Consider the following 15,152-nt stretch of genomic DNA (forward strand, 5'->3'; position numbering starts at 1 on the left):
CGCTGGTATCGGTCAATGCCAAGGTTGAGGCGGCTTTATCGCCACTCAAGCAGCAGCAGACGACCAGTGCCACGCAGAGCCACATGGACACGATCTACGGCGCGCATGCAGACGCGGACTCCATTGTCGAAAGCCAGGAGTTCACCAGCTGGATTGCGGGCCTGCCGACTTTTGCACGCACGGCCTACATGGCGGTGCTTGATCCAAAGACCGGCGGCACAGCGCAACAGGTGATTGAGTTGTTCGATACGTTCAAGGCTGCAACAGGTCGCACTGAAGCAGCCGGACAGGTAGATGCCAAGGAGGCGGCGCGAGCAGCGCTGGCCAAGGTGGCAGGCGCACAAGTGCCCAACAGCTTGTCGGACATTCCGGGTGGACGCTCGGGAGCGACAGACAAGTTTGAAGCACTGGACGCGATGGCTCCACACGAGCAGGCGAATGCGCTCATGAAGATGACGCAGGCCGATCGTGACGGGTACATGAACCGATAAAAGCGGGGCAGGCAACTGCCCTATTTGGTAACGCCGGGATGGCGTGACCGTTCCCTTTGATGGAGGCTACCATGGCCGGAAATAAGACTGTTGCCGCATACGGTGACCGAGGAAATATGTTCAAGCAGGCCGCTGGTCTGTTTGCCACCCACATGACCCGCAACTCGGGCGTGCTGGCCAACCTCATCGGCAAGATGCCCACTGGCACCGCTGGCGCCGAGGCAACGCTGAAGAACCAGACCAGCACCCACATGCCAATCGTTCGCGCTCAAGATTTGGGTCGTGGCGAGGGTGATGAGGTGGTGTTCAACCTGGTGAACCCGGTTGGCTCCAAGCCGATCATGGGCCGCAACTACGCCGAGGGCCGTGGCGTTGGCGTCAAGCTGTCCGAAGGCCGCTTGCGGGTTGACCAGGCGCGTTTCCCAGTGGACTTGGGCGACGTGATGACCTCCATCCGCTCGCCGGCCGACCTGCACGCGCTGGGCCGCCCTCTGGCGCAGTCGCTGGCTGACCGCTACATCGACCAGAGCAATCTGACGCACTTGGCGGGCGCTCGCGGTTACCACAACAACATCGAATGGGTTGTGCCGACCGAAGCCGACCCCGATTTCGCGGCCATCATGGTTAACCCGGTGCTCGCGCCCACCAAAAACCGCCACTTCATTGCCGCCGGCACCAACGGCGTGCAGCAATTCAGCCAGACGGCTGGCGAGATCGACCTGGCCACCACCGACCTGTTCAAGATGGCCACGGTAGACGGCATCCGCACGATGATGGATCAAATCTCGCTGCCACCTCCGCCCGTCAAGTTCGAGGGTGATATGGCGGCCGAAGATTCTCCTCTGCGCGTGCTGCTGGTGTCCCCAGCGCAGTACAGCGGCTTTGCCACCGACCCGTCGTTTCGCTCGATGCAAGCCTCTGCGCTGGCCCGTGCCCAGCAGGCCAACCGTCACCCGATCTTCTTGGGTGACATCGGCCTGTGGAATGGCGTGCTGATCGTCAAGATGCCCAAGGCAGTCCGCTTCTACGCCGGCGACGCGATCAAGTATTGCGCCGCCTACGAGACGGATGTTGAGAGCTCCTGCATCGTGCCCGCCGCCTTCGGCACCACGTTCGCCGTGGACCGCGCGATTCTGCTGGGCGGCCAGGCGCTGGGTGAAGCCTTCGCGGCCAGCCGTCACACCAAGATCCCGTTCTTCTGGAGCGAGAAAGAGTTTGACCACGGCGACAAGTTTGAAGTGCTGATCGGCATGATCCGCGGCGCCGCCAAGATCCGCTTTGAGATCGACCACGGCACCGGCAAGCAGATGACCGATTACGGCTGCACGGTGATCGACACCGCGGTGCCCATCATCGGCGCCCGCAACTAAGTAGCAGACACGGGGCCGGGCAACTGGCCCCTGATTGCATCACTTCCCCTCATTTAAAGGAGCCTCACCATGGCCACCGTTACCGCCCAACAATTCCGTGCCCGCCAGTTTGGCAGCACCCCTTACGGCAACAAGACTGTGCTGCCGTTCAAACTCAAGACCAACGCCGTCGGCGCGGCCATCGACTCCAGCCAGGCAACCGGCTTGGCGATTGCTGATGTGGTCGTCCTGGGCACCCTGCCCGCCGGCATGCTGATTACCGACTCGACTGTCATTGTCTCGACCGCCATGACCGCCCTGGTCACAGGCAGCTTGGGCATTGCCTACGTTGATGGCGTGGACAGCACGCTGTTGCCGCAAAGCGCTTCACTCTTCGGCACCGGCCTGGTGCTCAACGCTGCCGGTCGCCTGCGCAATGCCACGACCAACGAGCTGATCAAGTTGCCCAAGGATGCCTACCTGATCCTGACGACTGCCGGTGCTGCCAATGCCAAGGCCAGCACGGTGGACTTTGTGATTGAAGGCGAGCTGTAAAGCCCGCGAAATGAGAAAGGGGTTTCGACCCTTTTCTTTGGCTTATCCACCCTCTGGACTTCCATGAAACACAACATTATTTCGCTGGCCCTGGCCATGTGCGCCCATGAGTTGAACCGCGCCTACTGTGCCGCCATGGGTGACGTCAGTCAATTGCCGTGGGCCGAGGCGCCCAAGTGGCAGCAGGATAGCTCGCTCGCTGGCGTGGCGATGCACCTGGCCAATCCGGACGCAACGCCAGAGCAATCGCACGAATCCTGGCTGGCGCAAAAGACCGCTGATGGCTGGGTTTATGGCGAGGTCAAGGATTCCGCCAAAAAAGAGCACCCGTGTTTCCTGCCTTATGCCGAACTGCCGGCCGCGCAGAAGGCCAAGGACTACATTTTCCGCGCCGCCGTGCACAGTGTCAGCGCGGCCATTGCCGAGGTGCAAGCCAAGACGCCGGCGCAACCGGCTGCAGCGCAAGCCATCGACCCCAGCCTGATCGGCGTCACCTACATTCACCACCGCGACGAGTGGGCCGACAAGGTCTACGGCACCGGCCTGACCTTTGTGAAGGGCCAGACCCGCTACCTGCCGCTGGAAGTGGCTTTGAAACTGCTGCGCCACCAAGACCTGTTTGAAAAGAACAAGGGCCAAGCGCCTGCTGCGACCTCTGGCGAGCCTGCGGCCGACGATGGTACGACTGCCAGCCTGGCGCAATCCAGCAAGGAGCAGGCGCAACTGCAGGCCGACCAACACGCGCTGATGGACCTGCACGACAGCGTGAACCAGATGGGCAAGGACGAGCTGGCCCAGTACGCCATGACCAACTTCAAGCAGACGCTGGACAAGCGCCAGAAGGTGGGCGAGATGCGTGCCCAGGTCAATCAGTTCCTCGACCAATTCGGCGCGGTGTAAAGCATGACGCTGGCTGAACTCATCGCCAAATTCCGTGTTGACGCGGACGATGGCGCCATCCCTCCGAAATGGGTGGATGCGTCCTTGTTTGACTGGTTCACGGACGCCGAGGCCGAAGCGGCGATTCGCGGCCGGCTGCTGCATGAGTCCACCAGCAAGGCGGTGTGCCAGATTGCCATCAAGTCCGGCGCCAGCGGCTATGCCCTGCACGAGTCGCTGTATGAAATCGACTACCTGGCCTTCCTGAAGAATGGCGACAGCACGCGCACGCCGGTCAAGCTGGTGTCGCGCGAATACATGGACCAGATCCGGCCCTGCTGGCGCGAAGAAACAGGCTTGGCCGAGTTCGCCATCCAGACCGATACCCGCATTCGCCTGTCTCGCACGCCCGACAGCGCCGGCACCCTGTTCATTGAGGGCTACCGAGTGCCGCTGGAGCCGCTGACCAGCGCCGGCGACGAGCCCGAGATTCACAAATCACACCACGCCCAGCTGGTGCAGTGGGTTTTGTTCCGCGCCTTCAGTGTGCCTGACGCGGAGACGATGGACCCCAATCGTGCGGCTCTGGCCAACCAGGCGTTTACCAATTACTTCGGTGAGCGGCCGGACTCCAACCTGCGCCGGTCATCGACCGAGGACACCGAGCACCACAACCAGGCGCATTGGGTATGAGCCGCCAAAACAGATCAAGGGGTGCCTGATGGCTACCTTCAAAAAAGACCCGAACGCCGTGCTCGACTACACCGTGGACTGGACGGCCTACCTGCTGCCCATGCTGGACGCCATCGAAACCGTGACCTGGCTGCCAGAAGCGCCGCTGGTCGTCGTCTCGCAGTCCAACACCGCCAGCACCGCCACCGTATTTGTCTCAGGCGGCGTCGAAGACACCACCCTGGGTCTAACGTGCCGCATCACCACCACCGGTGGCCGCACTGATGACAGAACCATTTCTCTCAAGATCGTCAATCGCTAAGGAACCACCATGACCGTTCAATATTCTGTTGCCGCGCGCAACGCCATGCTCGATGCCATTGAGTCCACCACCGGCACCGGCGCCAAGCTCTATATGTACTCTGGCGCTGTGCCTGCGAACTGCGCTGCTGCCGACCCGGCCGGCGAGTTGTTGGCCATGACGTTGCCGACCGACTGGATGAATGCAGCCTCTGCTGGCACCAAGACGCTGTTGGGCAGCTGGACTGTGGCCTGCACCACGGGCGGAACGGCCATCAGCTACCGGATCAAGGACTCGACCGGGACCACCACACATGAACAAGGAACTGTTGGAACTTCGGCCACGGACATTGTGCTGGACAACAACGTGATGACGGCGACCCAGAACGTCACCATCACCGCCAAGACCATCACCGCCGGCAACGCTTAAGCGCGGCTGAGGCAGACTGCCCATGGACAGTGGCGCGCTCAACGGGTTTGGCCTCAACGAGGCTGAGCTTAATGGCGTCGCCGCGTCGTCTTCGCCTGCCGAACCAACAGGGTCGGGCGCCAACACGGTCGACAGCTTCGCTCAGGCCGCCACTGGCATCGTGACGATCGCCGGAAACGGTGCCAATGCAGCTTCTGTTTCGTCCGTCAGCACGGGCGCCCTCGCGGTAGTCGGCGCCGGCGAGAGCACGACGGCGACTACATCGACGGGATCAGGGTCCGTCGACCTGAGCGGGGCAGGCGCGAACGCTGCATCGACCACGTCCTCCGGGCTGGGCCAGATACTGGTGTCCGGCGTGGCCGCCGGTGAAGCGTCGGCCACGTCATCCGGCATAGGGACGGTCGCCGCTCTCGGTCTGACTGGCGCGGGCACCAACACGGTCGGCGTCTCATCCGCTGGCCTTGGCGTTGCCGCCATCGTCGGCAGCGGGGGCAGCACGACGAGTCAGGCATCCGCGGGCACTGGTTCACTGCCCGCGACCGGCGCAGCAGCCAATCCCGTCGACGCCTTCACCAGCGCCGCTACCGGGTCGGTAACTGCTTCGGGGGCGAACGGTACGGGAGCAAACACCGCCACGCAGGTCTCGGCCGGTACGGGCGTTGTGTCCATCACCGGGGTCGGGCAGACAACGGCGGGCGCCACGACCGCAGGCGCCGGGAACACCCCCATCGTCGGGGTCGGCGGCAACACAACCGGTGTGTTGTCCTCGGCAACGGGCGCTGTCTATTTCCCAGGTGCGGTGGGCGCAGGCTCAGGCGACGTGTCCGCCTCGTCGTCCGGTACCGGCCAATCGGACATTCGTGGGGCCGGCAACACAGCCACTGCCATCTCATCCGCCAGCGCCGGGCAGTTGCCAGTCTCAGGTACCGGTTCGGTCACCGTCGCCACGGTGTCGACCTCCGTCGGCGATGTGCTTATTCTTGGCGTTGGCGCCAACTCATTCAACCTAACCTCCGTCGGCAATGACGCCATCACGGTGCCCGATCCACGGCGAGCCTTCGTCGTGATGCCCGAGGCGCGGGTGCTGTTGGTTACGTCAGACATCAGAACTTTCATCGTGGTCGAGAGCGCCCGAACGCTCGAACCCACCGTATAACAGGAGCCACCCATGGGCCGCGCACTACTTGCCAACAATGCTTCAACAACCCTATCGGCTGCCATCTCCAGCACCGGGGCAACGACATTCAGCGTCACCTCGGCTGCGAGTTTTCCGGCTGTCACAACCGCCAGCGGGAACTATTTCTACTGCACGCTGATTGATTCAGCCGCTGTTCCCGAGATTGTGAAGGTCACAGACATATCGGGCTCGACGGCGACTTGCACGCGAGCCCAGGACGGGACGGCTGCACGAACCTTCTTGAACGGCGCAACGGTGTCGCTTCGCCTGGTGGCTGCTGTGTTGGCGGAGCTAGGGGGTGCGACGATCAACACCAGTCTGTCCGGTGCCACCACAATCTACGTAACCCAGGTCACCGGCTACACGATCACCGACTTTGACAGCTTCAGCACTTACTCTGTCGCGGTATCGGCGGGCAGCGTCACGCGCACGCTGGACGCCATCAGCTTTACCGCGCCCGCGACGGCTGGCGAGGTCACACTGACAGTGACCACCAACGGTGTCGCGCGGACTATCCCGCTCACGGTATTGGCGGCCAGTGTGGTGCCCCCCAGTATTACGAGCCCAGCCGATGCAGCCACGGGCGTGCCCGGCCCCGACATTACCCTGACCAGCAGCGTTTTTGGCTGGCTCGGCACATCGGATACTCATCTCAACAGCGACTGGCAACTCGCCACCGATGCCGGATTCACGGCCATTGTTCAATCCACCAGCGCCGATGCGGCCAGCAAAACCAGCTGGAACACCACGGTTGCCACTGGCACCACGTATTACGTCCGGGTGCGCCATCGTGGCACTGCCAACGGTGTGGGCGCGTACAGCGCCACTGTGACATTCAGCACGGCGGCTGCGTTCAGCGCATACATTACCGTCCCGACGGCGACACCTGCTGCTTTCGGAGACGCTTTCGGGGGTGGTTTTTACACCGGGAAAATCTGGAATGAGCTGGTGCAGTCCGCATCCAGCACCGTCATCGGGACTGGCAGCAAAGCCTTTGTGGTGGCGGATATGACGGCTACCCCCTTGGTTTATGCCGGCCAGACGCTGGAGGTGCGCAGCCGCGCGAATCCGGCCAACAAGATGATTGGCGTGGTGACGGGCGCACTGGGGACGGCACTGACGATCAATGTCACCAGCGTCGGCGGCTCCGGCACGTTTGCTGACTGGTCCATCATGGCGCAATACCGCATCGTCGTGGCGCCAAAAGCGACCGGCGAGAACACGGGCCTCACCTACAAGAACACTGCTGACGCCGCCCCGGCCGCGTGCGGCACACTGTCGGAAGGACGCAAGGCAACCCTGGCCATGGTCGCAGCTGGCACCAGCACAGTTTACCCGGCAGCCCATTGGTGCAACAACCTGAGCATTGCCGGTAACACAGATTGGTATTTTCCGTCGCGTGACGAGATGGAACTGTGCTGGCGCAACCTCAAGCCTACGGGCGACGCCAACTACGTTATCGCCGACCGGCCCACGGCCGCAACGCCGAATTACATGAACTTGGGCTCGTATGGCGACACCTCCGCCGCGCACGGCGTGGACAACAACTCTTCGCCCGTAGGCGCGGCGCATACATCCGTCAATCCAGCCCAAGTGGCGGCGGGCAAGAACTTCCGAACCGGCGAGACTGAAGCCTTTGCCTACGGATCGGCTTACTACTGGACGGCGTCAGATTACTCGGCGGCGAATGCGTGGTACCACGACATGCGCCAGGCGAACGCCGGCTACCAAGCCAGCCCCAGTAAGACGACCGTCTGCTATGTGCGGGCTGTCCGCCGCTCCATCATCTAAGGCCCCATCATGAAGCATCTCAAATTTACCTATGTTGACGCGATTACCGGCGTATCGGCGGCTGTCGAGTCGGCCATGAACGGGACCCGATTCCCGTCTGTGGCCGGTCTGGAGTTTGTGTGGGCGCGAGAGAGCGCCTACCCGACACCGGTACCGGAATTTTTCGGCACCTGCCCTGACGCCAGCGACACCGACCACCCCGGCGTGATGGGTGTTTTCTCGCAGTCAGATTGGGACCAGATGCTGGCGGACGAGATGCGCGCCAGGCCCGACCCCGAGTCCAAGCGTGTAGCCGCCTTGTGGCAAGCAGCTCACGAATATGAGTATGCCCAAGTCAGCGGGTCCGCGATTGGGCTACTGGCCATCGGCGTGCTGCAGAAGTTGCCCAAGTGCGCGGCGGTGCAGGGCTGGATCAAGGAAATTTGGGTGGCCTACTACGAGCGCAAAGCGACAGGTTCTACTGACACAGATTTCAGCATTGCCGGAGCTTGTCCGCACTCGGTACCCGAACTGATGCAGGAGCTGGGGCTATGAGGCAGGCGGGCAACGACTGAGTTTCACGCAGCCCAGAGCCAAGCTCTGGAGAGCACCAGCGGAGGGTGTGGCTGCAACCAGCCCGCTAAGGTTTGCTCATAGCAGCCCGCATCGGCATCATGCCCGCATGCTTGCCGCCTCCCCTCCCCGAATCGACCGATTCAAAGGGCTGAACAACGTTTCAGACTCTTTGCGCGTTGGTCTTGGCTGGCTCACGCAAGCTGACAATGTTGACGTCACAGACACGGGCGCCATGAAAAAGCGCGACGGCTACAGCTTGGCACAAGCCGGGGCCTTTACCGACGCCTACGCCACGCTCGATGAGCAGCGCATGTACGTGGTGGACGACGGCCAACTCAAGGCCATGACCGGCCCGGCCTCGTCCATCACCCTGCAAAGTGGTAATTCTTCCACTGCGATGCACTGGACCGAGATCAACGAGCAGGTGTTTTTCAGCAACGGGACGGATGCGGGTGTCATTCAGCCGGACAACGCTGTATTGCCGTGGCGATGGGTTGCGCCCGATGCTCCGGCCTTGGCGGCCGTCACCGGAACCCTCCCCGCTGGACTGTACCGCGTGCTCTGCACCTACACGCTGGCCGATGGGCGCGAGACGGGCGGGAATGAGCCTGTAGAAATCACGCTGACAGAAGGCCAAGCCATCCAGATCAGCGACATCCCGCAACTCGCCGGCTGCGCCACCAACGTCTACGTCGCTCCGGCCGACAGCACGGTGTTCAGCCACTTCCGCACGACTCTGCAAACGGCATTGGTCTGGAATTACTCGCCTGACAACCTCCGGCGCGACTTCACAAATGACGTGCTCAGTCCGTTGCCTTTCGACGTGGATGTCATTCAGGCCTGGCGCGGGCGTATCTACGCGGCACAGTATTTCCCGCACGACAAGCAAACCGCCATCTGGTGCTCGCAGCCGTTGGGCTTTCACTTGTTCAACCTGGCTCAAGACTTCTTCATGGTGCCTGGCCGCGTCACGATGCTGGCCCCGACCGACGACGCGCTGCTCATCGGCACCGACCGGCGCGTGTTCGCCTACGACGCCAGCAAGCTGGACGAGCTCGCGCCCTACGGCGTCATCCCCGGCCAGCACTGGTCGAAGGACGACGACCGCATTCTCTTCTGGACGGCCCGTGGCCTGTGCGCGGCGCTGCCGTTCGTCAACCTCACCGAGAAACAAATCAGCGTGGCACCCGGCGTTCGTGCCGGGGGCTGCCTTGTGCAGGCAGGTGGCCAAAAACGCTACCTGGCTGTTCTTCAACAGGGCGGTGTGCCCTTCAACGCTCTTTAAGGAGAAACACACATGACAGTCCGCCTTGCAACTTCGCTGCGCACCGCGCTGGCCCAAGCATTCGCCACCACCTTCGCCAATGGCGTGATCGAGATCCGCACCGGCAGCCAACCGGCCACCTCCGATGCCGCCGCCACCGGAACGCTATTGGGCACTGTGACGCTAGCCTCCGGCGCCTTCACGCCTGGTACCGCGACCAACGGACTGACCTTCGCGGATGCCGCCGATGGCGCTGTCTCGAAGTCAGGCGTCTGGTCGTTCGCCGGCGTGGCTGCCGGTACCGCCGGCTGGTTCCGGTTCAAGGGCAATGCCGTCGACGCCGGGGGAATCTCCACTGTGCTGCCACGGCTGGACGGCTCGATTGCGACCAGCGGGGCAGACTTGAATTTGTCGAACATCGTGATTGCAGTGTCGGCCCCGACCACAGTCGACTCATTCACCTGGACGCAACCTGCCTCCTAAGCGGTGAATTTTGGAGCACAAGTTAATCTCAGGCGGCGAGCAGTTCCTACCGTTCGCCCGCAGCCGGATCAAGGCCATGCGGGCGACGGGGCTCAGCTACGCCAGCCAGCAGTTTGAGGTTGATGGGTGCTCCATCAAGGTGCGCATCGAGCCGGGGCAGGAGTACATCACGCTGAGCGGCGGGGTCAACATCATAAGCGGCGTGACGAGAGACGGCGAGGTGATAGAGCTGTCGCCGGCCGAGAAGACGCTGCGCAGCTACAAGCCCACGCAAAACGCTTGGGATGTGCCGCTTCACAAGGACCCAACCAAGAGCCCTGGAGCGTTTAGCGATGAGCCACTGCTTAGTAAGGCTGGCACGCAGTACGCCGCCCTGCGCCCCACGATGTTCTCTGGCAGGATGGTTCAGGCGGTGCAGATTCTGATGGGTCGGGGCATCGAAGTTAAGTACGACTTCCGATGGGCCAAGTGCCACGGGGTCACCACCGGACCCGACGACAAGCACTGGCTCATCGAGATAAGCTCGAATGGCGTCAGGGCAATGAGGTTCAAGCTTGCGTCCGGCAACAAGGCCAGCAAGAACGAGGCTGTGAAGCAGGCCACCCTCATGTTCGGCGGCGTCCCCACCGGTACAACTTTCCCAACAGGCACCAAGCTGGATGAGGCAATAGACGCGGGCTCCGTCAAGGTCTTGCGTGCCGCCAGCCGAATGACGGACTTTTATGAAAAGCGGGACTACGCTACCACGATGGGCTGGTCGTTTAACGACGAGGGTACCGAGGCCCATAATACGTGCTGGCAGGCAGTGACCCCTGGGCTAGAAACACCTGACCTGGAGTCCGCCGACACGGTGTTCACGAGTTACCACTACAAGCTGCTGATCAACTTCTTCACGAATGGTGATCCGCCTGTGGCGGAGTTGGAGTTGGTGGCGAGCGGCAGACTGACCAAGAAACAATACCTCGGGAGCGGGCCGTACCAGCCCATCCCGCTCTACATCTACGACTTCATGGCGGGTGTGGAGCGGCCGCTATGGCAGCAGCAAATCCCGGCAACTGAGCCTGATGTGGCTGGTGTTACCCCCCTTATCGCCTGCCACGTCAATGGGGTGCTGGAGGTGGTGAATGTGACTGTGAGGACTGCGGGAGACTACAACTACGCCACAACCCTGAACCCCAGCCTTAGCGCCTTCACCATCTCTATTACTGCACACTCCGCTGGACGCGTCCTGACCTACCCGTCGTACGACCCAGCGCGAGACGACTACACACTTTCTTCATTGTCCACAGCTACGCCGTTCGTGAGCGGGGGTGACTCGGAGGAACGGTATGTAGGATTTATGACCAGTACCGTCTCAAGGTCCAACGCGAGTGGGCCGGGCGGAACCGGGATGTGGGGCGCCTACGCGCGAGACGCTTTTGTTGTGTTCCGGCCAGAAGCTGTTGTGGTTACAGGCACAGGTGCAACGGCGTTCAGTGTCACCGAAGCAAACCCTACCGAGGTAAAAAACGCTTTTGACAGAAGTGAAATTATCAGCGACGTAGACGGGGTGCAAGAAGGATTCGACTACATCAACGTCCCCGGACAGATTGCGGTGCTGTCTAGAAGCGTCACCACCGCTGAGCGGCCTGTAGCGTTCCACATCAGCACAGGCCCAGAGTTTGTCGTGGAGGATGACAGCGAGCTGAGATCGTTGCCATGGATGTACCTCACGTACAGCGCGTTTGGTTCGAGCGAGCAGCAGGTATCTGTGACCGCCGACGGGTACCACTACACCCTTGGCGGATTGCTGGCCAGCGAGTCTGCGACGGCCCCACGCAAAGAATTCACCTTCATAGGGTACACGTAATGCCTTTCTTCCTAGACACATTCAACGGCTCGGGGGCCATATCCGGCCACGCGCCTGATGTGACGTTCCCGGGGTACCCTGGTATCGTGTGGACTTCATCCGGTACGAGCCCACCCACGCTGAGTGGGTCCGGCGCCCTGGAACAGTCCACGGAAGCCAGTGGCTACGCCCTGTACGGGGCGGTTGGCGATATTTCGGCCGGCACCGGCCCGGTTGACGTCCTGGTGACCTTCACCATCCGCACCGGGGCAGGGGTTAACACGGGGCTGGATAGGGCTTTCAACCCATACATCAAAGTGATGTACAACACCGGTGTCTCCCTTGTCCTTAACCTGGCTGAACTGGCGACGGGGTGGGAGCTTGGTGACTCGTTAGCGTCATACCCCGTTACCCTGACGGACAACACATCCTACACGGGGACGATGCAACTAATAGCTGGTGTGTTCGAGTGGTCCTTCCTCGGGCTGACAGGCGGAATGACAGTGACGCCGTCCACGCAGTACACCAGCGGCGTCCAACAACTGAGACTCAAATCAACCCCTGGCATCTTTTTTGAGCAGGTGGCCATCGCTGACCCGCACGCGGCGAATGCTGCCTTGACGGCGCCGATGGCGACGCTTGTCGCTGGGGTCGTAGTGGTCGAGTCGGTCGCTACGGTTGCCGCAACCGCACCGGCGCCAACTCTTTCCGCCTACGGCGGCGCCAACGCCGCACTGACCGGCACCTTCCCAGCCCTCTACGCCACCGGCCGCGACAGCACCGGCGAACAAGCCGCTAACCTGGGCGCGCCGCGCCCAACACTGATCGCCTTCGGTGGCGCCAACGCCAAACTATCCAGCCCAAGCCCAACGCTAGACATCACCGCGACGACCACCAACTGGGGCCAGGCCACACTCGCCGGTCCAGCACCAGCCCTCTCTGCATCCGGCACCGTCTACGCGATGGCGCAAGCCATCCTGAGTCCGCCCATGGCGACCCTGCTCGGCTACAGCGGCGCGGTCTGCTCCATCACCCTGACCGGCCACCCGACACTGCAGGCTTCCAGCACCACAGGCAGTATCGGCGGCGCTGCACTCACCTGCCCACTATTCGAGTTGACAGCCTCCGCCACGGCGCAGAACCACGGCAGCGCGAACCTGCTGGCGCCGAGCCCACGTTTGGGCGCGACTGCGCAGGCCTGGCTTGTCGCCCCGGGCGCCACGCTGACCGCCATCGGCCACGCCGTGGTGGCCGCCACCTACGAGGCCTATGCAATCAACCTGAACCACGACGACCCGGCGGCCCATGACGAGGTGACGCGCTACAACAACTTCCCGTTCACGCAAATCGTGCGCTATCAGGGCTCATATTTCGGTGTGGCTGCTGATGGCCTGTATCTGCTGGAAGGAACGACCGACGACGGCGCAACCATCCCATGGGCCTTCAAGACCGCGATGACCGACTTTGAGAGCCCATTCCTCAAAACCGTGGTGTCGTCCTACTTCGGCGGGCGCCTCGGACCAGCGGCCACGATTGACCTGCATGTTGGGGAAGACGGCGCCACCAGCTACAGCTATGCCACACCGCGCAGCGACCACGCCCAGACCTACCGGCAGAAATTCGGCCGAGGCCTGAAGTCCCGCTATTACGCGCTGGGTGCAGCTGGCGCCGGCACCCTCGAGCTCGACAACATCGAGTTTGAAACCCTCAATTCGACCCGGAGAATCTGACCATGACCGTATCAGCCCTGATTTCAAGCGCGCAGACCTATGCGGGCAGCATTGTTTCGCAAGCCTCGTCGGCCATGAATGCCGCCAGCCAAGCTGTGAGCGCTGTCGGCTTCTCTATCCCAAACTTCTACCCCGTGGCCCTGCCATCCACGCCGCCACCGGCCGTCAGCCTGACCTTGCCGACGCTGACCGATGTGACGCTGGACCTGCCGCCCGAGCCGGCCAACACGCTGGTATTCCAGGACATTGCAGCGATTGAGGCCGGCAGCCTACCGGTGCTGACGGCGACCGCGCCCACACTCACCCTGCCAACAGCGCCCGCGCAATTGGCCGCGTTCGGCAACACCGCGCCCAGCATCAATACCAGCATCACCTTCCCCGAGCCGCCCGATTCCCTGTTGCACCCCTTGTTTGAGGCGCCCATCCTGACCGATCGGGCCGGGCCCGACAAGCCGCAAGTGATTCTGTCGCGCTTCGATGCGCTGGCGCCGGTGGACACGACCACGGCTCCGGCGGACCTGACGGGCAGCTTCGAGAACGCCTACCGCAGCGCGGCACCCAGCACCATCACCATGCTCGACGGCTACGTGGACGCCATGCTGACCAAGCACAACCCGCGCTACCACGAACAGATGGCGCGTATCGAAACCCAGCTGGCCACCTACCTCGACGGCGGTACCGGCTTGAGCCCGGCGGTGGAGAACGCCATCTACGAGCGGTCTCGCGGCAAGAACGACGCCGAAGCGCGGCGCGTGCGCGATGGCGCCTTTGCCGATGCGGCCGCCCGGGGCTTCACCCTGCCGAACGGTGCCATGATGGCCACCATTCGCGGCGCCCGCCAGGCCGGCGCCGACAACAACGCTCGCGCGGCCAGCGAGATTGTCGTGCTGCAGGCGGAAATGGAGCAGAAGAACTTGCAGTTCGCCGTCACCACGTCGGCCAACCTGCGCCAGACCATGCTCAGTGCTGCTCTGGGCTACCACCAGAACCTGATCGGCATCAACGGCCAAGCGCTGGACTACGCCAAGACCGTGCTGTCCAGCCTCATCGAGGTCTACAACACGGCGGTGAAGGCTTATTCCATCAAGCTCGACGCCTACCGGGCCGAGGCCGCCGTATTCGAGACGCGCCTGAAGAGCGACATGGCCAGCATCGAGTTGTACCAGGCCGAAATCAAGGCGCTGGAAGCCCTGACCAGCGTGGATAAGGCCAAGGTCGATGTGTACCGCGCCCGCATCGACTCGCTCACATCCTTGTCCAATGTCTACCGGGCACAGATTGAAGCGGTGCAGGGCCGGGTGTCGCTGGAAAAGCTCAAGCTCGACGTGTTCCAGTCGCAGGTGCAAGCCTTCAGCGCCCAGGTGCAGGGCAAGAACGCCGAGTGGCAGGGCTACAGCGCGGCGATTGAAGGCCAGACCGCCACGGCCAAGATTTTCAACACCCAGGTGGAAGCCTTCAATGCGCAAATCAACGGCTACAAGGCTGGCATCGACGCCAAATCGGAAGTGGTGCGGGCAGCGGCCATGACCAACGAGGCCCGCGCCCGCCAGTATTCGGCCAGCATGTCCGGTTACCAGACCATGGTGCAGGCCCGCGGTGAAGTGGCCCGCACGAAGCTTGAGAACCAGCGCCAGGTGATTGTGGCGTT

Annotated in this window: 14 protein-coding genes and 1 pseudogene; all 15 read left to right on the forward strand. The window is 62.5% G+C overall.

Annotated elements, in window-relative coordinates; translation table 11 throughout:
• Positions 1-491, forward strand: a pseudogene (locus C5P05_RS08215) (hypothetical protein); the annotation flags it as partial.
• Positions 492-562: 71 nt separating this feature from the next.
• Positions 563-1,861: a DUF4043 family protein gene (locus C5P05_RS08220; RefSeq protein ID WP_114969372.1), complete on the forward strand. Its 1,299-nt coding sequence runs from the start codon at positions 563-565 to the stop codon at positions 1,859-1,861.
• A gap of 69 nt (positions 1,862-1,930) precedes the next feature.
• Positions 1,931-2,395 carry a hypothetical protein gene (locus C5P05_RS08225; protein ID WP_114969373.1) on the forward strand — a complete coding sequence of 155 codons (465 nt, stop codon included), beginning with the start codon at positions 1,931-1,933 and terminating at the stop codon, positions 2,393-2,395.
• Positions 2,396-2,458: 63 nt separating this feature from the next.
• Complete coding sequence (locus tag C5P05_RS08230; protein WP_114969374.1) at positions 2,459-3,295, forward strand: RyR domain-containing protein; 837 nt, start codon at positions 2,459-2,461, stop codon at positions 3,293-3,295.
• Between the two features lie 3 nt (positions 3,296-3,298).
• Entirely contained in the window at positions 3,299-3,967 is a 669-nt protein-coding gene (locus tag C5P05_RS08235) for a DUF6682 family protein (protein WP_114969375.1), read from the forward strand.
• A gap of 28 nt (positions 3,968-3,995) precedes the next feature.
• Positions 3,996-4,268, forward strand: a complete 273-nt coding sequence (locus C5P05_RS08240) for a hypothetical protein (RefSeq protein WP_114969376.1) — start codon at positions 3,996-3,998, stop codon at positions 4,266-4,268.
• 9 nt (positions 4,269-4,277) lie between these two features.
• On the forward strand, positions 4,278-4,676 hold the full coding sequence (locus C5P05_RS08245) for a hypothetical protein (protein WP_114969377.1): 399 nt from the start codon (positions 4,278-4,280) through the stop codon (positions 4,674-4,676).
• Between the two features lie 22 nt (positions 4,677-4,698).
• Positions 4,699-5,832, forward strand: a complete 1,134-nt coding sequence (locus C5P05_RS08250; RefSeq protein WP_114969378.1) for a beta strand repeat-containing protein — start codon at positions 4,699-4,701, stop codon at positions 5,830-5,832.
• A 12-nt stretch (positions 5,833-5,844) separates the two neighbouring features.
• Positions 5,845-7,644, forward strand: coding sequence for a DUF1566 domain-containing protein (locus C5P05_RS08255; protein ID WP_114969379.1), 1,800 nt, complete (start codon positions 5,845-5,847; stop codon positions 7,642-7,644).
• Between the two features lie 9 nt (positions 7,645-7,653).
• Positions 7,654-8,178, forward strand: coding sequence for a hypothetical protein (locus tag C5P05_RS08260; RefSeq protein ID WP_114969380.1), 525 nt, complete (start codon positions 7,654-7,656; stop codon positions 8,176-8,178).
• A 253-nt stretch (positions 8,179-8,431) separates the two neighbouring features.
• Positions 8,432-9,484 carry a hypothetical protein gene (locus tag C5P05_RS08265; RefSeq protein WP_157979253.1) on the forward strand — a complete coding sequence of 351 codons (1,053 nt, stop codon included), beginning with the start codon at positions 8,432-8,434 and terminating at the stop codon, positions 9,482-9,484.
• Positions 9,485-9,496: 12 nt separating this feature from the next.
• Positions 9,497-9,946 carry a hypothetical protein gene (locus C5P05_RS08270; protein WP_114969382.1) on the forward strand — a complete coding sequence of 150 codons (450 nt, stop codon included), beginning with the start codon at positions 9,497-9,499 and terminating at the stop codon, positions 9,944-9,946.
• Positions 9,947-9,956: 10 nt separating this feature from the next.
• Positions 9,957-11,795, forward strand: coding sequence for a hypothetical protein (locus C5P05_RS08275; RefSeq protein ID WP_114969383.1), 1,839 nt, complete (start codon positions 9,957-9,959; stop codon positions 11,793-11,795).
• Positions 11,795-13,504, forward strand: a complete 1,710-nt coding sequence (locus C5P05_RS08280; protein ID WP_157979254.1) for a hypothetical protein — start codon at positions 11,795-11,797, stop codon at positions 13,502-13,504. Before C5P05_RS08275 ends, C5P05_RS08280 begins: the two co-directional genes overlap by 1 nt.
• 2 nt (positions 13,505-13,506) lie before the next feature.
• Positions 13,507-15,152, forward strand: a 1,646-nt coding sequence (locus tag C5P05_RS08285) for a hypothetical protein (RefSeq protein WP_157979255.1), incomplete at its 3' end; no start/stop codon positions are given.

The sequence above is a fragment of the Rhodoferax ferrireducens genome (genome assembly GCF_003347515.1).
In the GTDB taxonomy this organism is placed as follows: Bacteria; Pseudomonadota; Gammaproteobacteria; order Burkholderiales; family Burkholderiaceae_C; genus Rhodoferax.